We start from the raw sequence: 24,565 nt of genomic DNA, 5'->3' as shown, positions 1-24,565 counted from the left end.
TGATGAATTTAGATTATAGTTTTGAGCCTAAATACGTTGTAATACTAAAATTATTTCTTTTTAGTGCCGATAACACTTTAAAGTACGTACTTTTTATTATGTTAAATATATTCCATAATAGCACTTGTAAGCAAGAAATGAATAAAATGTGCTTTGAAGTGCATTTGAGATTGGTTAGCTGTAATACTATGAGGACATTCATACAAAAGAAAACGATTTGTTGCGTTACAATAATTAATCCAAGACTTAACAGTTGATTAATCGAACTGTAAAGTTTAAAATTACAGTAAGATTTTTAGAAGTGAGTTGTCATCGTCTGTAAAATGTAGTTTCAACAATGTTATAGAAGAAGCATTTTGAAAAGAAATGAATAGTAGAGATAAACGAAACATTACGTGAATTTGATTCTAAACTGTAATTTTTTTTAATACATTTCAATAACCGATATGTAAAATGTACGTTTGATAAAAAACATTAAAGGAGTGAGTTAAATATGGTAATTCTATATACAACAGCAAGCTGTGCTTCATGCCGAAAAGCGAAAGCATGGCTTGAAGAGCATCAAATTGATTATATTGAAAAAAACATCGTATCAAATTCTATGACAGTTGATGAGCTTAAAGCAATTCTTCGTTTAACTGAAGAGGGGGCTAATGAAATTATTTCAACTAGATCCAAAACTTTTCAGGACTTAAATATAAATATTGAGGAGCTTTCGCTTAATGAATTTTATAAATTAATAATCGAGTATCCACTAATGTTGCGTCGCCCAATTATGCTGGATGAGAAAAGATTACAGATTGGTTTTAATGATGAAGAAATTCGCAAGTTTTTACCACGTAGCGTTCGAACATTTTTAAACATTGAACTGCAAAAATTGGCCAATTAATAAGTAATATTTTTTAGAAAAAGTTTTTTGAAAGGAGGAAGCAGAAGATGATTGAAGTATGTGTTACAGTTAATTATAATGATAGAAATTATCAAACAAATGTTATTGTGAGTAAAGATACGATTTGGACAAAAATTAAACAACTGGCAGAAGAACAAGTGAAGAAACAGTGGAGTGTTTAATTTTATTTTCAACTTAAAAAGCTAAATGAAGTTATCGGATATAGGCCAGACCGGATAGAATATAAAGGAATTAATTTTTTATGGTAAGAAGTATTCTATATGTTTGAACGTTCTAACCTATCTGTAATATTTATGGCTACAGTATGTTAATATATGAGAAACAATATTTTTAATCGTAGGAGGAAAACAATGAACAGCGACTTTACCTTGGCCATTCACAGTTTAACTTATTTAGCTTTACAGCCAGACCGGATGTCAACAAGTAATGCTATTTCAGAAAGTGCAGGTGTACATCCAGTACGTATTCGTAAAGTACTAAGTTTGTTAAAAAAACATAAGTTTATACAATCAAAAGAGGGAACTGGTGGAGGCTTTATTTTCGCTCGCGATTTAGGTGAAGTTAATCTTTGGCATATTTATCAGATAACCTCTGAAGGTGCTTTGCAGCCGAAGTGTCCGGAATCAAACGATCAGTGTGTTGTAGGTTCGAACATGCGAAAAGTTCTTTTTGCTATTTTCTTAGGTGCTGAAGAACATCTAGGTGAATACTTAAAGAATTATACAATGAAAGAAGTTGTTGACCTTATTAATCAAGAGCGTTAAGCGGCTTAATTATTATATAGCCGTGAGTTCTTAACACATAAATGTAATGAAAAATATTACAGTTAAATTTATTTTTTTATGTTGTTTATCGTCACTAAAAATAATTTGTAGGAAGGTGAAAGAGTATGATGTCAAAGCATAATCCTGTTTTAAAAGTAGGCGATTGGGTTCGAGGAATATCAGTAGAGGGTGAATTAATACTTGGTTATATTGAATCATTTGATAATGTAGGGGAAGTAGTTAAGGTTAATGTTGTGAAATGTGACAACAGAGATACAATAAATAAAACAATGTCCTTTTTAAGTAAACATGTAAAAAAACTCCCTGAATCAAAGGCAATAAATAAGGAACAAATTCTTTACCTTATAGACCTTGCATTATTAACAGGAGACGAAGAATGGTTTATCGGACTTTCTTCAAAATTAAACTCGATAAACGAGCTAGTTAATGGGGGAGTTTAATTTTTTAGCTTATACCCTAATCAATAATATCCTTTCTTTTGTTGCATCTTAATAAAAGAGGGGATGGATGTTATGAAAATAAGATTAACAATGGTTAGCATCATATGTCTGTTTATTTTTTTATTACCCTGCATTTCTGCTCAAGCAATTGTAAAAAAGGAAAATGATATAAACAGAAATTTTGGCATAGATTTAACTGGTTATAAACTTTATTCGTTTGGTGAATTTAACCAATTAGATTATAAGATAACACCACTTACTCAGTTGTTTTTAGGAATAGTGCAAACAGAAGGTGAGTGGATTAATGAACCACGATTATATATTAAGGGAAATAAAGGTTATTTTCATCTTTTGAAAGCGGACGGTACGAATGTTCTTTATACCGTTGAAAAGAGCGGGGATTTTTGGAGAATTATAGATGTAAAAAGAAAGAAAATCAGCAGAATAACTGTATCAAAACAGCTTTTAAAAGAAGTAGTAATTGAGCTCTTATTGGAGCCAATAAGTAAAGAGGTTGAAAACTATTATAAGGAACCAAAACTTTGGTATCGAGGTTCTGAAAAAATACTTGAAATAAAAAAAGATACAACAAACTATACTTTTTATGTAACTGTTCAAATTCAAACTTTTGAGGGTGCACACAACCCGCCTTATGGAGAGGACACAATTACTTTTCGCATAAAAGGAAATGATCTAAAAACGATTCATTATAAACATAGAGATATTCCTGAAGAAGAGTCGAACAAACTACAATTAAGATAACATTGAAGTGATTTGTTTGTGCATCCTTGATAATGATAATTATGTAAATGAGCTGTCCATATGGGGCAGCTTTTTTGTTTTTTTACTCAGTGTATCTTTTTAAAATGTATATGAATTCAATATTAATAATATATATCCTAAAATTTGGTTTTTTTATTTTGGAATTTTTTCTTTTTACCTACATTAATTATTTATTAGAATATCTTTTATGTTTAAAATGAAATTTTTTGATAAAGGGGATATAAGTATCTTTATAATGAGTAACCTAGAAAAACAATGTATTATTGTATTTTTTTACTAACTAATTCAGCTTTAAGCGATAAAAACAATGGCTACATGCTAACTGTAAAATATTATCCATATAAAATTATTCCACTTTAATATTTCTGAAAATATAAAAATATTAATTTTATAAATATACACGTTATAATGAGGGCGTCGAGAGAAATTTTATTATCTCTGGAGAAAATATAAAAAATGCGATTACTAGTAAGAAAGGTGTGTGATTAGAGGCGAAATGTATGTAAAGTGCTTCAGTGGCTTGTGTAAGCAATATCATCAGTGCTGCCGAAGTTATTAAAGTAATGTATAGAATTGAGAAAGAAATGCCTCGCAAATTAAGAGAGGCCGGTTTAGCTAAAATTACTGTTAAAAGTAAAAAAAGAGAAACCATTAAAGTAATACACTGTTATTAGAAATGTTGCAACGTATTTATGAAGTCTATTCTATATTGTTCTCTTAAGGGGTCTTTATATAAAGAGCGGATATTATGAGTAAACTTTTTTGTGAACGCTAACAATTATATTAGGACGCTAACTAGCGAATGTTTCAATTTGGTTTCATTATGATGAAGGACATACAATGTGGGGCAACTTGTAAGGAATTCATTTTCCGAAAGGGAATATTTGTTAGCAGCAAAGAGAGATGTAGAAATAGATACAAGGGGGAGTTATTATATGAACGGGAATACTGCAAAGAAAATAGAAGTTCAAGCTGAAAATACCGCACTAAAAAATGAGCAATATGCAGATCCGAAAAAGTGGCATAAGCAGGATACTACATGGGCACTCAGTCTATTTGGAACTGCAATTGGAGCAGGGGTGCTCTTTTTACCGATTAATGCAGGTTCAGGTGGTTTATTATCTTTACTACTAATTACATTACTTGCATATCCAGTTATGTACTACTCACATAGGGCGCTTGCTAAAATGATATACGCTTCTAATTCTGCTGATGAGGGGATCACAGGTACAATTAGAGAGTATTTCGGAAATAAAGCGAGTATCATTTTTAACATCGTATATTTCAGTTCAATTTATACAATCGTACTAATGTATTCGGTTGCGCTTACAAATACTGCAAGTAGTTTTATCGTGCATCAATTGCACATGCCAGAGCCTCCAAGGGCTATTTTATCACTTGTATTAGTTCTTGGTCTTATCGCTATACTGAATTTTGGTCAAGATATCACTGTAAAGATCATGAGTATGCTAGTGTATCCTTTCATAGCTTCTCTACTGTTTATCGCAATATCTTTAATTCCACAGTGGAATACGTCAATGCTTAGCTTTTCAGCTGTTTCTACTGCTTCAACAGGAACAGGATATTTGGGAACGATACTGTTGATTCTACCAATCATCGTATTCTCATTTAATCATTCACCTATGATTTCATCATTTGTTGTGAAACAGAGAGCTACGTATGGAATCGAAGCCACTGATGCTAAATGTGCGCAAATACAAAAGGTTTGTTATATCATGACATTCGTTGTAGTTATGTTCTTCGTTTGGAGTAGTGCACTGAGCTTAACTCCAGAGGATTTAAAAATGGCAAAAGAGCAAAACTTATCAATCCTTTCATATCTTGCGAATGAACTTAATTCACCTGTAATCACGATTGCAGCTCCAATTATTGCTTTTGTGGCTATTACAAAGTCTTTCCTTGGCCATTATATCGGAGCATTTGAAGTAATGCGTGACATGATTATTAAGTTCGGTAAATCACGTGGAAAAGATATTGAAGAAAAAACAATTAAGACAATCGTCCTTACTTTTGTTGTATTATCATGTTGGTTTGTTGCTTATACAAATCCAAGTATTCTTGGACTTATTGATTCTCTAAGCGGTCCTTTAGTTGCTGCTATCTTATGTCTATTACCGATGTATGCGATTCAAAAAGTGCCAGTACTAGCTAAATACAAAGGGAAAATGAGCAACGTATTTGTTATTATTGTAGGTGTACTTACTGTCTTAGCAAGTATTAAGTCATTATTCTAATTCACTATTATTGGTATTAGTGTAAAAATAGTTAACATGAAAAACTTTTTGGACAAACTTCTCACATTGGAGAGTTTGTCCTTTTTTAGTCATTCTATCAACTTGCCGACAAACAAGCCACCTTCCAGGCAGAAGGTGGCTTGTTTCGGTATTAATTTATTTTAACTATTCATGTCTGAATGGCCCTTTTGGAGCAATTAGCTCTAAATTAGTACCATCTGGATCGGGGAAGTAGGCAACTCCTGTACCAAATCCAGATTTCTAGCCGTCTTCTTGAAAGATAATTGGTTCGTCATATGGTGCTATCCTATGCCCATCAAGCTAACAAAATGGATTGCCTCTGAAACAAAAAATGATTTTTATTACTATAAAAAACGTAAAGTATCTGTTTTTAGAAAAAAATAATTTTTATAAATTGATGGAGATATAACTCAATTCTTTTATATATTTAGTTAAATATGATTGTCAGAATGAACTTAAAGTAATTATGATTTCTAGAAATACGAACTGATGTTTTGAATTGGTTTAAAGTTGCTGGAACAAAATAAAACCAATTGAGCAAAAAAACTTGCAAAAATAAAAAGAGAGATGTATATTAATTGATGTATCAATAATTGATACATCAATTAATATTTTGACAAGAAAGAAAAGGAACATTTTATGAAGGAAATGTTCGTAAATATCAGTGGAGAAGAACGCAAAATACTTATTCATGTTCTATTACAGATACAAAAAAATGTAGAGAATATTAAAGAATAGAGAGTGTAGGGGGCAGAATAGTGTGGAAATAATCGCAGCTATTTTAGTCGGGATCGTAGCATTAGAACATTTGTTTATCATGATCCTTGAAATGTTTTTTATTGATTCAAAAGTAGCGAAACGTGCTTTCAAATTACCGAAGCATTTAGAAGGAGATCGAAACGTAGCCATTATGTTTGCAAACCAAGGTTTATATAATGGATTTTTAGCGGCTGGTCTCATTTGGGGACTTGTACTTGGGCTCAATCCAATTGGTTATATGGTCCAATTATTTTTCGTGATTTGTGTGGTGATAGCAGCTATTTTCGGAGGTTTCACATCTAATAAATCAATTATTGTGAAACAAGGACTTCCAGCTGTTTTAGCACTAGTTGCTCTTTTATGTATGATATAGAATCAAAGTTTCTCAATAAAAGAACTCATTTTTGAAAAAATACGCTATTCTTTCTTTAGAATTATAGGAAAGGATAGCGTTTTTGTATGTCTATTTCTATATGTAGTGAATTACAACTATTCCTTCAAGGGATTCAACTGCTTTTCAGCTTTTGGATATATTTTCATCCATCTTTGTTTCCTCCTATTGTTGGATAGTGTAATAATTGATAAAAATTTTGATGAAATTGGATTATAATGATTGATCAAAAAAGCTAGTGATTAAAAATATTATTCTTTAGTACATACATTTTTAAGATGTTAAATATATTTCATAATAGTCTCTGTAAGATAAGGGTAACTAGAATAGTACTTTTTATAACTTTGAATATCATTCATAATAGCACCAGTAAGAAGAAAACAAGCTTTACGGTACTAGTCACCAAAGATGTTACAGTAGTTTATTTAGAATCAGATTGATTGAAAGGTTGTACTATATGGCCTAATAATTTCGAAAAAATGTCGGTGTGGCATAAAACAATTATGGAGGTTAAAGATATGAGTACTTCAAATTTGAATGAAATAAGTAAACGAATTTTAATAGAGGAGGAAACACTTCAATTTTCCTCTTTTACAAATGAAGATGCACTGCAACTAGGTTTATTTATCGTTGAAACAGCGAAGAAAGAGGGGAAATTGATTGCTGTTGATATAACGAAAAACAGTGTGCAATTGTTTCATTTCAAAATGACAGGGACAAATGAGGAAAATACGAAATGGATTGAGCGTAAAAAACGAGTCGTTTCTCTGCATGATCATAGCTCGTATTATATGCAGATACAAAGTGAAATAACTGGAATCTCATATAATGAAAAATATCTTTTAGATACTTCGGAATATGCTGCGTTTGGTGGCTGCTTTCCTATCAGAATAAAAGACGTAGGGGTTATTGGAATGATAACAGTTTCGGGATTACCACCAGAAGAAGATCACGAATTGGTTATAAGAGCAGTTAAGAATCATCTGAAGCAATAATAAAAAGGCCAAAACGAACAAGAATATGTTCATTTTGGCCTTTTTATTATTCATTTCATGTAATGAACATAGATCTAATCTTTTTCTAATAAATACATGAGTACTAAAAGATATTAGGGAATGAAGAATCTTTAATCCGAGACACTTTTCTTGACGATGATAATTTATGTAGTTAATATGATAGATATAAAATAACTTAATTACTTTTAATAATTAAATTATTTTATATAAGTTATAGTAATTAAGTAGTATGTGGTAAAAATGCTTTGAATTGCCACTATTAATATTGGGGACAATGAGAAAGCGACAAATATAAAAAATTTGAAGTTAAGAAGCAAGAGTGAATCAACAATGATAGTAGCTTCTGTACAATGCATTTTTACTATAGTGACAATGACTATACATCACGAGGGGGACTGAACTTGGAATCAATGACCTTTGTTTTATTTGGAGCGACAGGGGACTTAGCAAAACGCAAAATTTACCCCGCGCTATATAACTTATATAGAGATCAAAAGCTTCCAAAGCAAATATCTGTTATCGGGCTTGGAAGACGTGAAGTGTCTCATATAGATTTTCAAAAAAGAATAAAAGAATCAATAGAGACGTTTTCTCGTCAGAGGGAAGAAGGTACTCCGGAACTCGAAGGTTTTTTAGATAATTTTCGCTATTGTCCATTAGATGTGAGTAAACCGGAAGACTATGAGAGGTTATTACAAGTCGTTCGTGAAAGGGAAGAGGAACTACATATAAAAGGTAATAGAATGTTCTATCTTTCAGTTGCTCCTGAATTTTTCGAGACCATTGCTTTAAATATTAAGGAAAGCGGACTTGATAAAACAGATGGATGGAAACGCCTGATGATTGAGAAACCGTTTGGGCACGACCTTACATCTGCTCGTGAGCTTAATGATAAGCTTAGTCGCACGTTTGAAGAAGACGAGATATACCGTATTGATCACTATTTAGGTAAACCGATGATTCAAAACCTTGAAGCGCTAGAATTTGCAAATCCTGTTCTCCAATCGATTTGGAACAAAGAACATATAGCAAATGTACAAATTACAGCTAGTGAAACAGTTGGGGTTGAAGAAAGAGCCGGATATTATGATCATGCAGGAGCCATTCGAGATATGGTTCAAAATCATATGTTACAAATATTAATGATGACTGCTATGAATCTGCCGGAAAAGGTTAATGCGTGTGAAATTCGAGAGGAAAAACGAAAAGTAATGGAGACGCTTCGTAAAGTGAAAAAAGAAGACGTTCAAAGCCATATCATTCGCGGTCAATACTCTTCAGGAGAGATAAAAGGCGGGCAAGTTGTAGCGTATAAAGGGGAGCCAGGAGTAAATCCTTCTTCTAACATAGACACATTTGTTGCTGCTCGTTTGTGGATCGATAATCCATTTTGGACTGGCGTTCCATTTTATATACGAACAGGAAAACGAATGAAAGAAAAGTCCACTCGTATTGTAATCGAGTTTAAAAATACGTTAAAACAGCAATATCAAGATAATAATCCAAATGCAGCACCTAACTTATTAATAATTGAAATTAGCCCAGGTGAGAATGTTTCATTACAGTTAAATAGTAAAAATCCATTGAAAAATGGAGAGATTGAACCGATGCGTATTAACTTTACTTGCGAGCAAGTGGATGTGGGAGTACCTGAAGCGTATGAAAGACTCATTCACGATGCGGTGAGTGGAGACGCTACATTCTTTGCACATTGGAGAGAAGTTGAATTGTCATGGGAATGGGTACAACCAATTCTTGAAGCGTTCGAGGAAAACTTATTACCGCTTCATGAATATGAGTCTGGTTCATATGGTCCAGAAGCGTCTAATGAACTGTTGCAAGAAAGTGGATTTAAATGGTGGTTAGATCAAGAGACGGAAAAATAAGTACTTTCTTTCATGAAAGCATTTAGGGGGACGATTACTATGGCACAAAACATAAATCAATTAGCAGTGAATACACTTCGTACGTTATCGATTGATGCTATTAATGCGGCAAACTCAGGTCATCCAGGTCTTCCGATGGGAGCAGCACCAATGGCTTATGCATTATGGGCGAATCATTTAAATTACAATCCTAATCACCCAGAATGGTTTAACCGTGATCGTTTCGTTTTATCGGCAGGACATGGATCTAGTCTGTTATATAGCCTACTTCATTTAGCTGGATATGACGTTTCAATTGATGACTTGAAAAACTTCAGAAAGTTAAATAGTAAAACACCAGGACATCCTGAGTTTGGGCATACTCCTGGAGTTGAAGCGACTACAGGCCCGTTAGGACAAGGGATTGCTAATGCTGTCGGAATGGCAATGGCAGAAGCTCATTTAGCAGCGAAGTTTAATAAGGATGGTCACTCTATTATAGATCACAATACGTATGCTTTAGTCGGAGATGGTGACTTAATGGAGGGTGTCGCTTATGAAGCGATGTCAATGGCAGGACATATGAAACTTGGCAAGTTAATTGTACTGTATGATTCAAATGAAATTTCACTTGATGGTGAATTAGGCATTGCTTTCTCTGAAGATATTCAGAAAAGGGCAGAATCTGTACATTGGCAATATGTAAGAGTTGAAGATGGAACCGATGTCGATGCTATTACAAAAGCCATTACATTAGCGAAAGAAAATACGGATCAACCTACTCTAATAGAAATTAGAACCATTATAGGTTATGGAAGTCCAAAAGTTGCTGGAACGAATAAAGCACATGGTAATCCGCTTGGAGTAGAAGAAGCGACAGCGACAAAACAAGTGTATGGTTGGCACTATGAGGAAGACTTCTTTGTGCCTGAAGAAGTAACAGCTCATTTTAATGAACTGAAACAAAAAGGTATTGAAAAAGAGAACGAATGGAATGAGCAATTTAACGTATACAGAGAGTCAAACCCTGCACTAGCAGATGAATTAGAAAAAGCGATTACAGGTGAGGTTTTAATTGAAGCGAAAGACATTCTATCTTTTGATACTGAAAAAACAATTTCCACTCGTGTTGCAAGTGGGGAAGCTATTAATCATTATGTGAAATCGATTCCTTCTATTTTCGGTGGAAGTGCGGATCTTTCTCATTCTACGATGACAGATATAAAAGGTGAAGCAGTATATGCAGTAGAATCATATGCTGGACGAAATATATACTTCGGTGTACGTGAACATGCAATGGGCGCGGCAGCGAATGGACTGGCTCTCCATGGAGGAGTAAAACCTTTCGTAAGTACATTCTTTGTATTTAATGATTACCTTCGTCCATCGATTCGACTGGCTGCACTGCAAAAGTTACCTGTTACTTACGTATTTACACATGATTCGATTGCTGTAGGAGAAGATGGTCCAACGCATGAACCAATTGAACAATTGGCAGCGCTTCGAGCAATTCCTGGTCTAACAGTTATCCGTCCGTCAGATGCAAATGAAACAGCAAGTGCTTGGGCGTATGCTTTACAGCAAACGGATGGTCCAGTCGTTTTAGTACTGAGCCGTCAAAATTTACCGGTGTTTAATGAAACGAAAGCGAACATAGAGAATCTCTCTAAAGGAGCTTACGTATTAACACAAACAAATGAAAATCCGGATGTAATTTTAATTGCGACAGGTTCTGAAGTATCCTTAGCTGCTAGTGCGAAAGCAAAATTAGAAGAAGAACAAGTTTCTGTTCGCATCGTTGCAATGCCGAGCTGGGAGTTATTCGATCGCCAATCGAACGAATATAAAGAATCCGTTCTTCCGTCTTCTGTAACGAAACGAGTATCTCTTGAGATGGGTGTATCTCTAGGTTGGGAACGTTATGTAGGACAAGAAGGAAAAGTACTATCAATTGAAACATTTGGAGCTTCAGGAACTGGAGCTGAAGTCATGAATCTATTTGGATTTACGACAGAAAATGTTGTTCAAATTACAAAAAATGTGTTGAATTCTTAAGCTATGACTGTGAATACCTTTCTGTACATACTAACATTTCAGTGCTGAAAGGTATTCCAGATTGTAGTGATATGGATTTTTAATAAAAGATGATTTGAGGAGGAATTATATTATGCAAGTAGGATTAATTGGGTTAGGTAAAATGGGATTAAATTTAGGGAAAAATTTAATGGATCATAAACATGAAGTAGTAGCATTTGATTTAAATACGAGCGCAGTAGAAGAAATGAAAGAGTACGGGGCAACGGGTACATCTAGTTTAAGTGAACTTGTTCAGTCATTACAATCACCAAGAATTCTTTGGGTAATGGTACCACACGCTGTTGTTGATTCTGTTATTGATGAGGTTACACCACTTTTATCAAAAGGAGATATTTTAATTGAAGCTGGTAATTCACATTATAAAGAGTCTATCCGCCGATATGAGCAATTAAAGAAAGATGGCATTCACTTTATGGATGCAGGAACTTCTGGCGGAATGGAAGGCGCTCGTAATGGTGCTTGTTACATGATCGGAGGAGATCAAGAAGCTTGGGACATCGTTGAACCTATCTTCCGCGATACTGCTGTAGAAAATGGATTCTTATATGCTGGAAAAGCTGGTAGTGGTCACTTCTTAAAAATGGTTCATAACGGAATTGAATACGGTATGATGGCTGCTATTGGTGAAGGATTTGAGATTCTAGAGAAAAGTGAATTTGACTACGATTATGAAAAAGTATCAAGAGTATGGAACAACGGTTCAGTCATTCGTTCTTGGTTAATGGAATTAACAGAAAATGCATTTTCTAAAGATGCAAAATTGGATGAGATTAAGGGTGTTATGCATTCTTCTGGTGAAGGAAAATGGACAGTAGAAACAGCATTAGACCTTCAAACAGCAACTCCTGTTATCGCAATGTCTCTATTAATGCGCTACCGCTCATTAGACAATGATACATTTACAGGAAAAGTTGTAGCAGCTCTGCGCAATGAATTTGGCGGACATGCAGTAGAAAAGAAATAAAGTGAAACTTTAATAAGTAGGGGCTTCATTCCACACCAATCGGGCTTTTACGGGATAAGCATATTAAACATGTAACTCATCAACGTTTAAAAACTGGAGGGAATTAATCATGAAATTTTTTATTGATACTGCAAATCTTGAGGACATAAAAAAAGCATATAAACTTGGAGTTTTAGCTGGTGTTACAACGAATCCTTCTTTAGTAGCAAAAGAGGGCATTAAATTTGAAGACCGTATTGCAGAAATTTGTCAGGCAGTTCCTAAAGTTGAATCTGTTTCGGCAGAAGTAACGCCAGATGCTGTTACAGCTGAAGAGATGATCGCCCAAGCAGAAGAACTGATTAAAATTAACGGTGGCGATGAAAAAGTTACAATTAAACTTCCGATGACGTTAGCTGGATTAGAAGCTTGTCGCTACCTTACTGAAAAAGGTGTGAAAACGAATGTTACACTTATTTTCACGGTGAACCAAGCACTTTTAGCTGCTCGAGCAGGTGCAACGTACGTTTCTCCATTTTTAGGACGCTTAGATGATATTTCTGAAGATGGCGTATTATTAGTTGCTAAAATTGCTGAATTATTCGATGTTCATCAACTAGATACACAAATTATTGCGGCTTCTGTTAGACATCCAGATCATGTAACTCGTGTAGCGATGGCAGGTGCTCACATTGCAACAATTCCTTATAAAGTAATTGAACAACTTGCTATGCACCCATTAACAGACCAAGGTATTGAGAAATTTGCTGCTGATTGGGCGAAAGCGCCTAAATTATAATGAAGTGAAATGTTCACTAATTGCTTTTTTACGAGAGGGTCAATCTCTATGTGACTTCATCCTATAAACTTAATCTTGATTTTGACATCTTATTACGTGAAAACAGCAATATCATATAGAAACGATTCATTTTCAAATTAGTACAATAGATATGAAAAGGCCCCCTTATGAGAGTAAAGTTAGTTAGCACGTAATTCTCATAAGGGAGAGTCTTTTTTCGTATAAACCATGGTGCTCCCAAGTATGTATGCATAATTAGTAAAGAATTGAGAGTGTTCTTTTTTAATGGGATATTCTGAAAGGGGTTACATAGTGAGATCGAAATATATGATCGGTGTAGATATTGGGACAACTAGTACAAAATCGGTTTTGTTTTCAATTGATGGATCTGTTATTGCAAGTCATGGAATTGAATATCCTTTATATTCTCCTACGCCTGAAATAGCAGAACAAGATCCAGAAGAAATCTTTCAAGCGGTGATACATACGATTAAAGAAGTTGTGCAATCAAGTAATATACAAGCGGTTGATATTCTCTGTGTTTCTTTCAGTTCGGCAATGCATAGCGTTATCGCTGTAGACGAAGATGGAAATCCGTTAACGAAATGTATCACGTGGGCAGATAATAGAAGTGCAAGCTGGGCGGAGAAAATAAAGAATGATATGAATGGTCATGAAATTTATTTACGTACTGGGACACCTATTCATCCGATGTCACCACTTTCGAAATTAGTTTGGTTACAGAATGAGCGGGTAGAATTGTTCGCAAGAAGTTATAAATTCATTTCTATTAAAGAATATGTTTTCTACAAGTTATATAAAGAATATGTAATTGATTATTCTATAGCATCAGCGACAGGGATGTTTAATTTGAAATCTTTAAAATGGGATGAAGAGGCTTTACATGTTGCGGGAATTACAGATGACAAGCTTTCTAAACTTGTTCCAACAACGCACAGTTTAACAGAATTAGATGAAGAGCTTGCCAAAGAGATGAATGTACTTGTTTCTACGCCTTTTGTAGTAGGAGCGAGTGATGGAGTACTATCTAATTTAGGTGTAAATGCAATAGACCCTGGCGTTGTGGCTGTTACAATTGGTACAAGCGGTGCGATACGTGCTGTAACAAATCGTCCTGTAACAGATCCAAAAGGTAGAATTTTTTGTTATGCGTTAACTGAAGACCATTGGGTAATCGGTGGTCCAGTTAATAACGGTGGTATGATTTTCAGATGGGCTCGTGACCAATTGGGCACTTCAGAGATTGAACTTGCGAAGCGTTTAGGAAAAGATCCATATGAAGTACTTACTGAAATAGCAGCAAATGTGAATCCTGGATCTGACGGTTTATTGTTTCATCCGTATTTAGCAGGGGAAAGAGCTCCTTTATGGAATGCAAATGCACGGGGATCTTTCTTTGGACTCGGATTGCATCATAAGAAAGAACATCTTATCCGTGCTGTTTTAGAAGGAGTAATTTATAATTTATATACCGTTCTTCTCGCTTTAAAAGAGCTAATTGGCGAACCAAAAAAAATTCAAGCGACAGGCGGTTTTGCAAGATCGGAACTTTGGAGACAGATGATGGCAGATATTTTCCATCAAGACGTATATGTTCCTGAAAGTTTCGAAAGCTCTTGCTTAGGTGCTGCAATCCTCGGTTTATATAGTTTAGGTGAAATAGATACATTATGCGTAGTTTCTGAAATGGTAGGGGCAGATTTTCATCATGGGCCAAACATGGAAAGTGTGGAAAAATATAAAGATTTAACACCAATCTATATTCGTCTGTCTCGTCAATTGGAAGAAGAATATGAAAGTATAGCAGCGTACCAAAAAAAGTGGGTTTAAAAGCTATTTATCAAGAAAATATGGTAACGTATAAAGAGGTACTCCGATTTTTTAGGATACTCTTTCAACATAAAATATTTTAAGAAGTATGATGAACGAAAAATATAGGGAGAGAGGGTTATAAAAATGAAGGATAACAAAGAGTTTATTGGATATGTTGGAACTTACACAAAAGAAAATAGTGAAGGAATATATAAAATTACTTTAGACACAGAAGCAAAAAAAATTAGTAATGTAACACTTGCCGCTAAGCTGGATAACCCTACATATGTAACGATTAACCGAAATAATGAGTATCTCTATTCCGTTGTTAAGGAAGGAGAATCTGGTGGTGTAGCTGCCTATTCAATTGATAGTAAAACTGGAGAGTTAAAGGCAGAAAACAGACAAGTAGTAGAAGGGGCTTCTCCTTGTCATGTGAGCGTTGATAGTGGGAATCATACGGTAGTTACAGCAAATTACCATAAAGGAACGATTGAGTCTTTTGAAATAAATGAAGAAAATGGAACTGTAAATCCTGCTTCATCTATTATGGCGCATGAAGGTTCAGGTCCAAATAAAGAAAGACAAGAAAAACCACATGCACATTACGCGGGATATACTCCTGATGAAAAATATGTGATAGGTGTTGATTTAGGAATTGATAAGTTAATTACGTATGAAATAAAAGATAGTACATTAACAGAAGTGAATAGTTTATCTGTAAATCCAGGGAGTGGTCCAAGACACATTACTTTTCATCCAAATGGAAAATACGCTTATGTAATGACGGAGCTTAGTTCAGAGGTTATTGCGCTAACATATAACTCGGAAGAAGGATCCTTTACAGAAGTACAGTATATTTCTACTCTTCCAGAACACTTTGATGAAAATAGTCAAGGAAGTGCTATCCATATTTCTTCTGACGGCCGTTTTGTATATGCAGGTAATCGTGGTCATAATAGTATCGCTATTTATAGCGTAGATCAAAATTCAGGTCAGCTTACATTTGTTGAACATACATCTACAGAAGGAAATTGGCCGAGGGACTTTGTATTAGATCCCACTGAAAAGTTTCTTGTTGCTACAAATGAAAAGTCACATAATCTTGTGCTATTTTCAAGAGATGAATCTACAGGAAAGTTAACACTTTTACAATCTGATGTTGCTGTGCCAGAGCCTGTTTGTGTGAAGTTTTTAAATGTTTAAGTTGTGTTCGATATAATTTCATATACTCAGAAAACAATAAAAAGCAAAGCGATATCGCTTTGCTTTTTATTGTTTCTTTTTCGGTCTACGTACTAATTCGCCGCCGCAGTTTGGACAAACGTTGTGTCTTTCTTCTGTACATGGTGCGCAAAATGTACATTCATATACACAAATGTATGCTTCAGAATCTTGTTCGAGCGATTGATCGCAAATTTGACAGTTTGTTTTCATTTGTAGTGCCATAATAAGTCTCCTTTTAGTTAGAAAATTTATAATTTAATTATAATTCATTAAATAAAAATAGTCCTTTTCAATTGAAAGGAAATCGAATGATAAAGTTATGAATTGAAACGAAAGATGCCGGTTTATTTTAAAATTGATTATTTATTACAGTTGGAATATTATGAAATAGTCAAAAGACAACAGGGGGTATAGATTTTGACTAATCATAATGATCATTTAAAAGCAAACTGCGAAAAATGCTTCGGTCTATGTTGCGTTGCATTACCGTTCGCAGCATCGGTAGATTTTGCAGTGAATAAAGATGGTGGTAAACCATGTTCCAACTTACAATCAGATTTTAAATGTAGTATACATAAAAATCTTAGAGGAAAAGGTTATAAAGGTTGTACAGTATTTGAATGTTTCGGCGCTGGGCAGAAGATTTCTCAAGTTACATTTAACGGGGTTGATTGGCGGAAAGATGCTAAGCATGCGAGAAAAATGTATGATGCTTTTCCAGTTATGCATCAACTTCATGAAATGCTTTGGTATTTGAATGAAGCGATTCTTTTAAAGGCAACACAGCCAATTCATAAAGAGCTGAAGACCGCAATTGAGGAGACAGAGCGACTTTCGAATTTAAATCCAGATAAGTTAATGAAAATAAATGTTCCAGTGCATAGGGCAGAGGTAAACATTCTTCTTTTAGAAACGAGCGAATTAGTATGGAAGGAAATGAATACTGCGCGTAAGAAACGAATCATACACCGCGGTGCAGACCTTATGGGAGCAAATCTGAAAAAGAAAGATTTACAAGGTGCAAATTTAAGAGGAGCATATTTAATTGCGGCAAACTTAAATGGAGCAGACTTACGAGGGGCAGATCTCATCGGAGCAGATTTACGAGATGCAGATATTCGCGGGACTGATTTTACAAATAGTATTTTCCTGACGCAAGTTCAAGTTAATGCGGCTAGAGGGGACAAACATACGAAATTACCGAAATTATTGTCTCGTCCATCGCATTGGAGTGCGTAAAGAGTGAGGAGTATTTAGTGTGGATATATTTCAGTATTTAGAAGAGGTGCAAGAGGATGCCTTTTCGTTAGCAGTAGAGCAAATAGAAGCGAAGTATTATGATATTTGTTGCATGTTGGCGTCTACAGAATATGCAGAACGAATTAAAGCAATTGATTTAGAGTCATATAAGGAAAGTATTCGAGTAGGTTTGGATGCAGCTGTAGAAATGGCTACTAATGAAGAAGCAAAGGCGATTTATTTAGAGTATGATCTTGATAACGAGTGGAATAGTCAGTTTTATCCCGCATTAACGGGCAGTAAGACCCCCACCTCAAAATTCAGCGAAAGCAAAGAAGTTACGTGGGAAGTCAACTGCCCGTAAAAGCCCGATTGGTTCAACTAATAATCAGTGGGGATGAAGAACGCCCCCACTGATTAAAGTTTCACTTTATATTTGTGAGGAATATGTTTCAATGGAAGAAGAGGACGATAATTGGGCTTCAGAATGGACATATAATATTGAGGGGCCGGGGTCTGTAGAATTAGCGGATATGTATAATGAAAATGGCTTTGACACAAGTGAAAAAGCAATCGGTATAACTTTATATTTAATTGCTAAAACGCTGTGTAGTTTTATAAGTGTACGTAGTGAAGTGCAAAGTAATATACCGATTTGTATTGGTTTTCACGACCAAGATCCAATTATACGAACAGGCAGAGACTAAGAATCTCTGCCTGCTTTTTATTTCTTTTCAAAAGTAGTAATTAAAACGCTACATATAATGAGAATACCACCAATGAAAAAGTTACTATTTAATGTTTCATTTAAGAGCAACCAACCAAGTAACGATCCAACGATAGGTTGGAAGAAGAAAAATAAGGAACCGATGCTTGCATCCAGTAATTCTAATCCTTTATTCCAAAGGAAAAAGGCACCTGCTGTTGAGACGATTCCTAAGTATAATACGCCTAATATTACGTACGTATTTACTGTTCCGATAGAGGCCGCTTGTAGCTCCCATATCATAAAAGGTGTAATAAAAAAGAGTGAAAAGAAAATTGCGTACGTTGTAATAACTAAGGATGAAAATTGGATTGAAGCGATTTTTACATAAATAGATAGTAAAGCCCACGTAATAGCGGCTCCAACTAAAATGATTGTTCCGATAAAATAGGAGCCGATTTCAATATCCCATCCGATTACGATAATGACACCGATTGTCGCTATTATAGTAGATAAAAGTCTACGAGCAGTTAGTTTTTCTTTCAAAATGAGCGCTGCAAATATAACCATAAATGCAGGTGTAGCTGATGTAACTAACGAGCCTGTATGAGCGTCGGATAATTTTGTTCCGATAAATTGGCATGTGATTGAAATGAAATAGCCGATAAATCCAATCCAAGCGAATAATAGCCAATCTTTTTTGCGAATGGTTGCTTTTTTCTTTTGCTTTTTCTCAGCTATTTTCAAAATGAAATACAAAACAACAAAAGCGATAATAAAGCGTAACCAAACGAGTGTCAGTGGTGGGATAAAATCGAGTATGTATTTGCTAACAACATACATACCACCCCATATACTTGCTGTTAGTGATAAATATATAGCTCCTAAAATTGTTTGTTTCATGTAAAGTACCTCCGTCTATTTTTAGGGTAATATGAGTTCCCTAAGACGAGGCGTAGTGTATGTGCTAAATGAATGCCCGTCTTAGTTTATAGACGGCCTACAGGCTGATCGTTTTCGAATGAAGTGTTGTAGTACATGAGTGCATTCCTCCTTCATATTTTATAATGATATTATAACTTAATTTTCAGTTTATTGTACTGGGTTATTTTTTTAGAAATAGAACGGTATGTTCTAAAATAAGAAAATTTGAAAAGAACAGGTGATTTCATAAATATATTTGGCTAGCACGTAATTAATGAAATTTAATAATTTAATTATATAAGTAGAATCATATTCTATAAGTTTAAGAAAATATATGAAGTTGTGTATAAATTGTGAATAATAAACCGTCACGTTTGACTGTACAGTTTATGTGTTGTATGATGTAAGTAATATAAACAAGGGGGGAAGATCGTTGGGAAGGTGTATCGAATCGGACAGTTGGCTCTCATGGCTCACGTGTCGAAACGAACGATTGATTATTATACGAATCTAGGTATCTTAAAAGCGGAGCGATCTCAATCTAATTATCGCTATTACGACGAAACAGCATTTGAGACATTACAATTTATTGAGAAGTGCAAAGAAATGCATATGCCGCTTTGTGAGATTAAAGAGAAAATCGAGGAGAAGAAGAAGCTGCTCGGTATCAATGAACACGTTTCGAAACAAGTGAATGAAGTGACAGACCATATTCACCGATTAGAAGTGGAGCTTACTGAGTTAAAACCGCTTTTAGATGAATTGACTGATTCACAACGTGAAAAAATATCGAAATCTTTATCAGGTCAAACGACAGCTTTAATACAGACACTTGCTCTATTATTATAGAATAAGTGAAATCCGACCTCTTTAATTTTTGTATCGGGCTATGTTTTCTAACAAATAAATAAGAAAACATTATAGTATACAGGAGGTGGACACCTTAGTTTTTTAACTAAGGGGATTCATTGGAAATATTTAATTTAGTCATGGTTGCGATTTTAATCGCATTTACTGGATTTTTCGTAGCAGCAGAGTTTGCGATTGTAAAGATACGTTCAAGCCGTATCGATCAGCTTGTTGCGGAAGGAAAACGCGGTGCTTTAGCAGCGAAAAAGGTAACAACAAATTTAGATGAATATTTATCTGCTTGTCAATTAGGTATTACAGTTACAGCTATGGGATTAGGTTGGTTAGGTGAACCGACAATCGAAAAGTTATTACACCCGTTATTTGAGAAATGGAACTTAAATCCTTCTATTTCATCAGTATTAACATTTGGTCTTGCTTTTATGATTATGACGTATTTACACGTTGTAGTAGGGGAATTAGCTCCGAAAACGATGGCAATTCAAAAGGCTGAAAGGGTAACGTTATTATTGGCAGGTCCATTAATGATGTTCTATAAAGTAATGTATCCATTTATTTGGGTATTGAACGGTTCAGCTCGTGTGATAACTGGTTTATTCGGTTTAAAGCCAGCTTCAGAACATGAAGTAGCTCATACAGAAGAAGAATTACGTCTTATCCTTTCAGATAGCTATGAAAGCGGCGAAATTAATCAAGCTGAATACAAGTATGTAAATAACATTTTTGAATTTGATAATCGTATTGCGAAAGAGATTATGGTACCGCGAACAGAAATCATTGGTTTCTACCTGGAAGATTCAGTAGAAGAACACATGAAAGTAATCCAAAATGAGCGATACACACGTTATCCGATTTTTGGGGAAGATAAAGATGATATTATCGGTATGGTCAACGTAAAAGATTTCTTTATTCGATATATGACCGAGGATCAAAAAGATTTATCATTTATTCGCTCGTATATGCGTCCGATTATTGAAGTGATGGAAACGACTCCAATTCACGATTTATTACTTCAAATGCAGAAAAAGCGAATTCCGATGGCTGTTTTATATGATGAGTACGGAGGAACAGCCGGAATTGTAACGCTTGAAGATATCTTGGAGGAAATCGTCGGCGAAATTCGTGACGAATATGATGAAGATGAAGCACCACCAATTCAACATGTGAACGAGCAACATATCATTGTTGATGGAAAAGTGCTTATCTCAGAAGTGAAAGATTTATTTGGATTACACATCGAAGAAGATGATGTGGATACAATCGGTGGATGGATTATGATGCAAAATCATGAAATCGAAGAAGGACAACACGTTGAGGCGGAAGGTTATGAATTTAAAGTGTTAGAAAAAGACGCTTACCAAATTAAACGTGTTGAAATTCGTAAGATGGAACAAGAAGAAGAGAAAGCAGCAACTGTGTAAGTTGCTGCTTTTCTTCTAAAGTACAAAAAATGAGAATTTAGGAGCGGATATTTTGATTCAAGAAGCCTTACGTGTATATCGATTACAATTGTATGTGATCTTTAGTGGTTTACTACTTATGTGGACGATTACTCCGTTTGGAAAACAAGTGACAGGGTTTGGTATTGGATTAGCAGTAAGCGCCTATTGTCTTTGGTTATTAGCTCGCAGGGTGGAGAAACTCGGAAAAAGTATCGTAATGAAGGAAAAGGCTCCTGGGTTAGGAGTTCTAAACCGATTTGCAGCTGCCATTTTAGGAGCAATCATCATGTATGAAATTGAGCATGAAATGGAAATGTGGGCATTTGGTACAGGCATTTTAGGTGGTCACTTTTTAATGATTGCAAATTTAGCTTATGCGAATATGCAGTTAGTGAAAGAGGAAGAGGAAGAGAAGCAAAGGGAACATGCTTCGAAAAACATAGAGCTATGATGAAAGGGGCCTAATGGGGTTCCTTTTTTGTGTTTAAGTGAGCTAATGAAAGGAATCAATTTTACGACAAATATAATACGCTTCTTTTTTTCGTTTTTCAATAGTATGAAAAATAATGTAAAAAAATTTAAAAACCCATCGATTTCTAAAGGTTATGTATGTTATTATGACAAAAGACTTTTTGAAAGAGGTGGATACCAATGTTACAAGCGTTACTTATTTTTGTGCTTCAAATTATTTATGTTCCAATTTTAACAATCCGTACGATTTTGCTTGTAAAGAATCAAACAAGATCCGCTGCTGGTGTTGGATTGTTAGAAGGAGCTATTTACATTGTCAGTTTAGGTATTGTGTTTCAAGATTTATCAAATTGGATGAACATCGTTGCCTATGTCATTGGCTTTAGTACAGGACTTTTATTAGGCGGTTATATAGAGAATAAATTAGCAATTGGTTATATTACGTATCAAGTTAGTTTACTAGACCGTTGTAATGAATTAGTAGATGAACTACGTCACTCTGGATTTGGTGTTACGGTATTTGAAGGCGAAGGAATTAATTCTATACGTTATCGCTTAGATATCGTTGCAAAGCGCTCTAGAGAGAAAGAACTGTTAGAAATCATTAATAAAATTGCACCGAAAGCGTTTATGTCTTCTTATGAAATCCGTTCATTTAAAGGCGGATATTTAACGAAGGCGATGAAGAAGAGAGCGTTAATGAAGAAGAAAGATGAACATGCATCGTAAAGAAAAGGGAGTAGTGCAGCTTTAAAAGCATGGCATAATCCCAAAATAAAAAGAGAGGAATCAAGTTTGAAAAAGATTCCTCTCTTTTTTATGTATTATTTTTTTCTACTCTTTCTTAAATTAACAAGTAACCATACAACTTGAATAATTATTGGTAATATAAATGCAATTAATAAAACGATAAAGGCTATTAATTTCAGCTCAGGTGTTTGAGTAACACCGGTCCCATCAACCTCTCTTAGCAAAATGATAGCTGTCAATATCCCGAAAGCTATAATCCAAAATATGTTACCAATCCACCAATAAATCCATCTTCTTTTCATGCTAGCACCCCTTATATTTACCCACTGTTAAAAGTAAATTTTCGTTCGTTACATTTATAATGAAATGCCTATAAAATTAATTTTTTTTAACTGTATACCTAACTTGTTTAAAGGTTACCATTTCTCCATCTTTATCATCATCTTTTGTTTGCAAAAGTTGAACTTTTGGCTTGTAGTCCGTCCTATGAGCGTGTTCGATATCTTTAATGTTAAGCTTGTAGGATTCACCATTATTAATTTTTTGTTCCAATACTTTTTTATTAGCAACATAAATAAAGGTCACTTTATTTTCATCAATGCCCTCGGTCTTAATTTCTAATTCATTATCTTTTGTTGTAATGGTTGGTGTTAATAATTCCATACTGCCGTTTCCAGTTTCTAAAGAATTTCCTGCAATAGCTGAACATCCGGATAATATGATTCCGGTGAATAGAAGAACAGCTAATTTCTGTTTCATAACATCCCTCAATTCCATGTGAATTTTGATTTTGGTATTGCTAGATTACTAGTGTGGAGCGTAAATGTTTAGTTAGTACCCTTTTAATTGTACCATAATATGTAAATTAAAACAGGATGTATATCCAATTTAAGGGAGATTAAAAAATTTACTGATTGTTGTAAATTCGTGTGTTTTAGCTTCTATTTCAATCGAAATGTAGACGAGAGAAAGAAATTTTTTTATAGAAATTATAATTTTTACATTTTACAATAATGATAGGGAATAGATGAATTCATTTACTTCGGAGGTAGTTATTTGAACATTAATGAGAAGGCAATTGAAATGTTTGAACAAAATAAATATGAGGAAGCAATGGAACTGTTTCAACAAGCAGTACATGAATCTAGAGACGTACAATCTCTCAATAATCTGGCTTGGATGTACTTTTATGAGGAAGAGAATGATGATAAAGCTCTTGAATTAATAAGAGAAGTTGTTAAGTTGAATCCTTCTTCATACTTTCCTTATAACATCTTAGGGGAAATTTACACGAAACAAGAAAAATGGGAAGAAGCGAAAGAAGTATTGCAAAAATCTATTTCGATGCAACCATCGGATGAAGCATTTCACAATGTAGCTGTAGCGCATTATAACCTTGGAGAGTTAGAAAAAGCTTCGGAATTTTTTTTGCGAGTTGCAGGGGATTCGGACTATATAATGTATAGCTATGTAAAATGCTTAATTGATTTAGGGCGAACGACAGAAGCGAAAGAGAAGTTAGATGCTTTTAACAGGAAATCTGATAATTTTTTAGGAGAAATTCATGTAGCAGATTTATATGTTGAGTTGAATTGCTATAACGAAGCAATTGAATGGTTCGAAAAGGGATACAAAGAAGTTTGGAAAAGTCCTAACTGGATTGGTAGGTTTGTATATGCTCTATATAAAGCTAATAATTTCTCCCGTATAAATGAAGTTATACAGGAATCTATCGAAGCGAAAACATCAGAAATAGAAGATGTTCAGAATGAAGAAGTAGAAGAAAACTGGACAGAAAAAGATAAGAAAGAGTTAATTGAGGAATATACAGAAGAGAATAATTGTTATAAAACAATGATAGAACGTATCAAATCTGGATATGTTCCAGGGTTAGAATTTGAAACTTATCATTTAGGGGGGTGCTATTTATTTGGTTGTAAAAGACATAATCATCTTGAATATGAAAAATAAAAAGATTCGACTGTCAAGTATGATGGTCGAATTTTTTTATTATAGGTTGCTTGTCTAAAGGTACCATT

General features: G+C 34.4%; 24 protein-coding genes and 2 pseudogenes. 21 read left to right on the top strand and 5 right to left on the bottom strand.

Annotated elements, in window-relative coordinates; genetic code table 11:
• Nucleotides 1–493 precede the first annotated feature (493 nt).
• The 6 genes from spxA (at nucleotide 494) to NZ044_RS16590 (ending at nucleotide 5,173) form a co-directional block, all read left to right on the top strand.
• Nucleotides 494–889 carry a transcriptional regulator SpxA gene (gene spxA / locus NZ044_RS16615; RefSeq protein WP_000236187.1) on the top strand — a complete coding sequence of 132 codons (396 nt, stop codon included), beginning with the start codon at nucleotides 494–496 and terminating at the stop codon, nucleotides 887–889.
• 47 nt (nucleotides 890–936) lie between these two features.
• Nucleotides 937–1,071 (top strand): BA3454 family stress response protein, encoded by a 135-nt coding sequence (locus NZ044_RS16610; protein ID WP_000573532.1) that lies wholly within the window; start codon nucleotides 937–939, stop codon nucleotides 1,069–1,071.
• Between the two features lie 189 nt (nucleotides 1,072–1,260).
• Nucleotides 1,261–1,674 (top strand): Rrf2-family transcriptional regulator SaiR, encoded by a 414-nt coding sequence (gene saiR, locus NZ044_RS16605; protein WP_001083469.1) that lies wholly within the window; start codon nucleotides 1,261–1,263, stop codon nucleotides 1,672–1,674.
• Nucleotides 1,675–1,802: 128 nt separating this feature from the next.
• The gene (locus NZ044_RS16600; RefSeq protein ID WP_033669682.1) at nucleotides 1,803–2,135 is read left to right on the top strand and encodes an IDEAL domain-containing protein; all 333 of its coding nucleotides are present in this window, start codon (nucleotides 1,803–1,805) and stop codon (nucleotides 2,133–2,135) included.
• A gap of 72 nt (nucleotides 2,136–2,207) precedes the next feature.
• On the top strand, nucleotides 2,208–2,897 hold the full coding sequence (locus NZ044_RS16595; protein WP_000702349.1) for a DUF3888 domain-containing protein: 690 nt from the start codon (nucleotides 2,208–2,210) through the stop codon (nucleotides 2,895–2,897).
• 956 nt (nucleotides 2,898–3,853) lie between these two features.
• Nucleotides 3,854–5,173 (top strand): aromatic amino acid transport family protein, encoded by a 1,320-nt coding sequence (locus NZ044_RS16590; protein ID WP_001014174.1) that lies wholly within the window; start codon nucleotides 3,854–3,856, stop codon nucleotides 5,171–5,173.
• Between the two features lie 165 nt (nucleotides 5,174–5,338).
• Here the strand turns inward: NZ044_RS16590 and NZ044_RS16585 are convergent.
• Nucleotides 5,339–5,467 (bottom strand): annotated as a pseudogene (locus NZ044_RS16585) (VOC family protein); the annotation flags it as partial.
• 487 nt (nucleotides 5,468–5,954) lie between these two features.
• Here NZ044_RS16585 and NZ044_RS16580 point away from each other — a divergent pair.
• From NZ044_RS16580 to NZ044_RS16545, 8 genes are all read left to right on the top strand, one after another.
• Nucleotides 5,955–6,326, top strand: coding sequence for a DUF1304 domain-containing protein (locus NZ044_RS16580; protein ID WP_000402472.1), 372 nt, complete (start codon nucleotides 5,955–5,957; stop codon nucleotides 6,324–6,326).
• Nucleotides 6,327–6,823: 497 nt separating this feature from the next.
• Nucleotides 6,824–7,339, top strand: coding sequence for a heme-degrading domain-containing protein (locus tag NZ044_RS16575; RefSeq protein ID WP_118961664.1), 516 nt, complete (start codon nucleotides 6,824–6,826; stop codon nucleotides 7,337–7,339).
• A gap of 422 nt (nucleotides 7,340–7,761) precedes the next feature.
• Entirely contained in the window at nucleotides 7,762–9,246 is a 1,485-nt protein-coding gene (gene zwf / locus NZ044_RS16570) for a glucose-6-phosphate dehydrogenase (RefSeq protein ID WP_340949869.1), read from the top strand.
• A 39-nt stretch (nucleotides 9,247–9,285) separates the two neighbouring features.
• Complete coding sequence (gene tkt, locus NZ044_RS16565; protein ID WP_000068270.1) at nucleotides 9,286–11,280, top strand: transketolase; 1,995 nt, start codon at nucleotides 9,286–9,288, stop codon at nucleotides 11,278–11,280.
• Between the two features lie 112 nt (nucleotides 11,281–11,392).
• Nucleotides 11,393–12,286, top strand: a complete 894-nt coding sequence (gnd, locus tag NZ044_RS16560) for a phosphogluconate dehydrogenase (NAD(+)-dependent, decarboxylating) (RefSeq protein WP_001195925.1) — start codon at nucleotides 11,393–11,395, stop codon at nucleotides 12,284–12,286.
• Between the two features lie 109 nt (nucleotides 12,287–12,395).
• Nucleotides 12,396–13,064, top strand: a complete 669-nt coding sequence (fsa, locus tag NZ044_RS16555) for a fructose-6-phosphate aldolase (protein ID WP_000667676.1) — start codon at nucleotides 12,396–12,398, stop codon at nucleotides 13,062–13,064.
• Nucleotides 13,065–13,391: 327 nt separating this feature from the next.
• Nucleotides 13,392–14,915, top strand: coding sequence for a gluconokinase (gene gntK, locus NZ044_RS16550; RefSeq protein WP_142331113.1), 1,524 nt, complete (start codon nucleotides 13,392–13,394; stop codon nucleotides 14,913–14,915).
• 126 nt (nucleotides 14,916–15,041) lie between these two features.
• Nucleotides 15,042–16,103 (top strand): lactonase family protein, encoded by a 1,062-nt coding sequence (locus NZ044_RS16545; protein ID WP_000654322.1) that lies wholly within the window; start codon nucleotides 15,042–15,044, stop codon nucleotides 16,101–16,103.
• A 66-nt stretch (nucleotides 16,104–16,169) separates the two neighbouring features.
• Here the strand turns inward: NZ044_RS16545 and NZ044_RS16540 are convergent, their stop codons facing one another.
• The gene (locus NZ044_RS16540) at nucleotides 16,170–16,346 is read right to left on the bottom strand and encodes a DUF1272 domain-containing protein (protein WP_001207874.1); all 177 of its coding nucleotides are present in this window, start codon (nucleotides 16,344–16,346) and stop codon (nucleotides 16,170–16,172) included.
• Between the two features lie 195 nt (nucleotides 16,347–16,541).
• Here NZ044_RS16540 and NZ044_RS16535 point away from each other — a divergent pair, with 195 nt between their 5' ends.
• Complete coding sequence (locus tag NZ044_RS16535) at nucleotides 16,542–17,363, top strand: pentapeptide repeat-containing protein (protein WP_000181443.1); 822 nt, start codon at nucleotides 16,542–16,544, stop codon at nucleotides 17,361–17,363.
• 19 nt (nucleotides 17,364–17,382) lie between these two features.
• Nucleotides 17,383–18,070: pseudogene (locus NZ044_RS30870) on the top strand (hypothetical protein).
• A 17-nt stretch (nucleotides 18,071–18,087) separates the two neighbouring features.
• On the opposite strand, the gene NZ044_RS16520 reads toward NZ044_RS30870, so the two are convergent.
• Nucleotides 18,088–18,972, bottom strand: a complete 885-nt coding sequence (locus NZ044_RS16520) for a DMT family transporter (protein ID WP_000814767.1) — start codon at nucleotides 18,970–18,972, stop codon at nucleotides 18,088–18,090.
• A gap of 462 nt (nucleotides 18,973–19,434) precedes the next feature.
• Here NZ044_RS16520 and NZ044_RS16515 point away from each other — a divergent pair, with 462 nt between their 5' ends.
• The 4 genes from NZ044_RS16515 (at nucleotide 19,435) to NZ044_RS16500 (ending at nucleotide 22,505) form a co-directional block, all read left to right on the top strand.
• Nucleotides 19,435–19,842, top strand: a complete 408-nt coding sequence (locus tag NZ044_RS16515; RefSeq protein ID WP_000285639.1) for a MerR family transcriptional regulator — start codon at nucleotides 19,435–19,437, stop codon at nucleotides 19,840–19,842.
• Between the two features lie 119 nt (nucleotides 19,843–19,961).
• Nucleotides 19,962–21,284, top strand: a complete 1,323-nt coding sequence (locus tag NZ044_RS16510) for a hemolysin family protein (RefSeq protein ID WP_044784248.1) — start codon at nucleotides 19,962–19,964, stop codon at nucleotides 21,282–21,284.
• Between the two features lie 52 nt (nucleotides 21,285–21,336).
• Nucleotides 21,337–21,756, top strand: coding sequence for an ATP synthase subunit I (locus NZ044_RS16505; protein WP_000613871.1), 420 nt, complete (start codon nucleotides 21,337–21,339; stop codon nucleotides 21,754–21,756).
• A 200-nt stretch (nucleotides 21,757–21,956) separates the two neighbouring features.
• Nucleotides 21,957–22,505 carry a DUF2179 domain-containing protein gene (locus NZ044_RS16500; RefSeq protein ID WP_000938443.1) on the top strand — a complete coding sequence of 183 codons (549 nt, stop codon included), beginning with the start codon at nucleotides 21,957–21,959 and terminating at the stop codon, nucleotides 22,503–22,505.
• A 95-nt stretch (nucleotides 22,506–22,600) separates the two neighbouring features.
• On the opposite strand, the gene NZ044_RS16495 is transcribed toward NZ044_RS16500, so the two are convergent.
• Entirely contained in the window at nucleotides 22,601–22,828 is a 228-nt protein-coding gene (locus tag NZ044_RS16495; protein WP_000830329.1) for a DUF3923 family protein, read from the bottom strand.
• Nucleotides 22,829–22,904: 76 nt separating this feature from the next.
• Nucleotides 22,905–23,285 (bottom strand): hypothetical protein, encoded by a 381-nt coding sequence (locus tag NZ044_RS16490; protein WP_000810640.1) that lies wholly within the window; start codon nucleotides 23,283–23,285, stop codon nucleotides 22,905–22,907.
• 297 nt (nucleotides 23,286–23,582) lie between these two features.
• Between NZ044_RS16490 and NZ044_RS16485 the strand changes: the two genes are divergently transcribed.
• Nucleotides 23,583–24,497: a tetratricopeptide repeat protein gene (locus NZ044_RS16485; RefSeq protein ID WP_001024467.1), complete on the top strand. Its 915-nt coding sequence runs from the start codon at nucleotides 23,583–23,585 to the stop codon at nucleotides 24,495–24,497.
• Nucleotides 24,498–24,565 lie beyond the last annotated feature (68 nt).

Origin of the sequence: Bacillus sp. FSL K6-1338 (assembly GCF_038006965.1) — a bacterium.
GTDB classification, from domain to species: domain Bacteria; phylum Bacillota; class Bacilli; order Bacillales; family Bacillaceae_G; genus Bacillus_A; species Bacillus_A thuringiensis_S.
The sequence above is the reverse complement of the archived record's forward strand: the minus strand, read 5'-3'. Positions and strand labels throughout refer to the sequence as shown.

Excerpts from the sequence above, each read along its gene's own strand:
- spxA (WP_000236187.1), top strand. The coding sequence starts at position 494 with ATGGTAATTCTATATACAACAGCAAGCTGTGCTTCATGCCGAAAAGCG.
- NZ044_RS16610 (WP_000573532.1), top strand. The coding sequence starts at position 937 with ATGATTGAAGTATGTGTTACAGTTAATTATAATGATAGAAATTATCAA.
- saiR (WP_001083469.1), top strand. The coding sequence starts at position 1,261 with ATGAACAGCGACTTTACCTTGGCCATTCACAGTTTAACTTATTTAGCT.
- NZ044_RS16600 (WP_033669682.1), top strand. The coding sequence starts at position 1,803 with ATGTCAAAGCATAATCCTGTTTTAAAAGTAGGCGATTGGGTTCGAGGA.
- NZ044_RS16595 (WP_000702349.1), top strand. The coding sequence starts at position 2,208 with ATGAAAATAAGATTAACAATGGTTAGCATCATATGTCTGTTTATTTTT.
- NZ044_RS16590 (WP_001014174.1), top strand. The coding sequence starts at position 3,854 with ATGAACGGGAATACTGCAAAGAAAATAGAAGTTCAAGCTGAAAATACC.
- NZ044_RS16575 (WP_118961664.1), top strand. The coding sequence starts at position 6,824 with ATGTCGGTGTGGCATAAAACAATTATGGAGGTTAAAGATATGAGTACT.
- tkt (WP_000068270.1), top strand. The coding sequence starts at position 9,286 with ATGGCACAAAACATAAATCAATTAGCAGTGAATACACTTCGTACGTTA.
- gnd (WP_001195925.1), top strand. The coding sequence starts at position 11,393 with ATGCAAGTAGGATTAATTGGGTTAGGTAAAATGGGATTAAATTTAGGG.
- fsa (WP_000667676.1), top strand. The coding sequence starts at position 12,396 with ATGAAATTTTTTATTGATACTGCAAATCTTGAGGACATAAAAAAAGCA.
- gntK (WP_142331113.1), top strand. The coding sequence starts at position 13,392 with ATGATCGGTGTAGATATTGGGACAACTAGTACAAAATCGGTTTTGTTT.
- NZ044_RS16545 (WP_000654322.1), top strand. The coding sequence starts at position 15,042 with ATGAAGGATAACAAAGAGTTTATTGGATATGTTGGAACTTACACAAAA.
- NZ044_RS16540 (WP_001207874.1), bottom strand. The coding sequence starts at position 16,346 with ATGGCACTACAAATGAAAACAAACTGTCAAATTTGCGATCAATCGCTC.
- NZ044_RS16520 (WP_000814767.1), bottom strand. The coding sequence starts at position 18,972 with ATGAAACAAACAATTTTAGGAGCTATATATTTATCACTAACAGCAAGT.
- NZ044_RS16500 (WP_000938443.1), top strand. The coding sequence starts at position 21,957 with ATGTTACAAGCGTTACTTATTTTTGTGCTTCAAATTATTTATGTTCCA.
- NZ044_RS16495 (WP_000830329.1), bottom strand. The coding sequence starts at position 22,828 with ATGAAAAGAAGATGGATTTATTGGTGGATTGGTAACATATTTTGGATT.
- NZ044_RS16490 (WP_000810640.1), bottom strand. The coding sequence starts at position 23,285 with ATGAAACAGAAATTAGCTGTTCTTCTATTCACCGGAATCATATTATCC.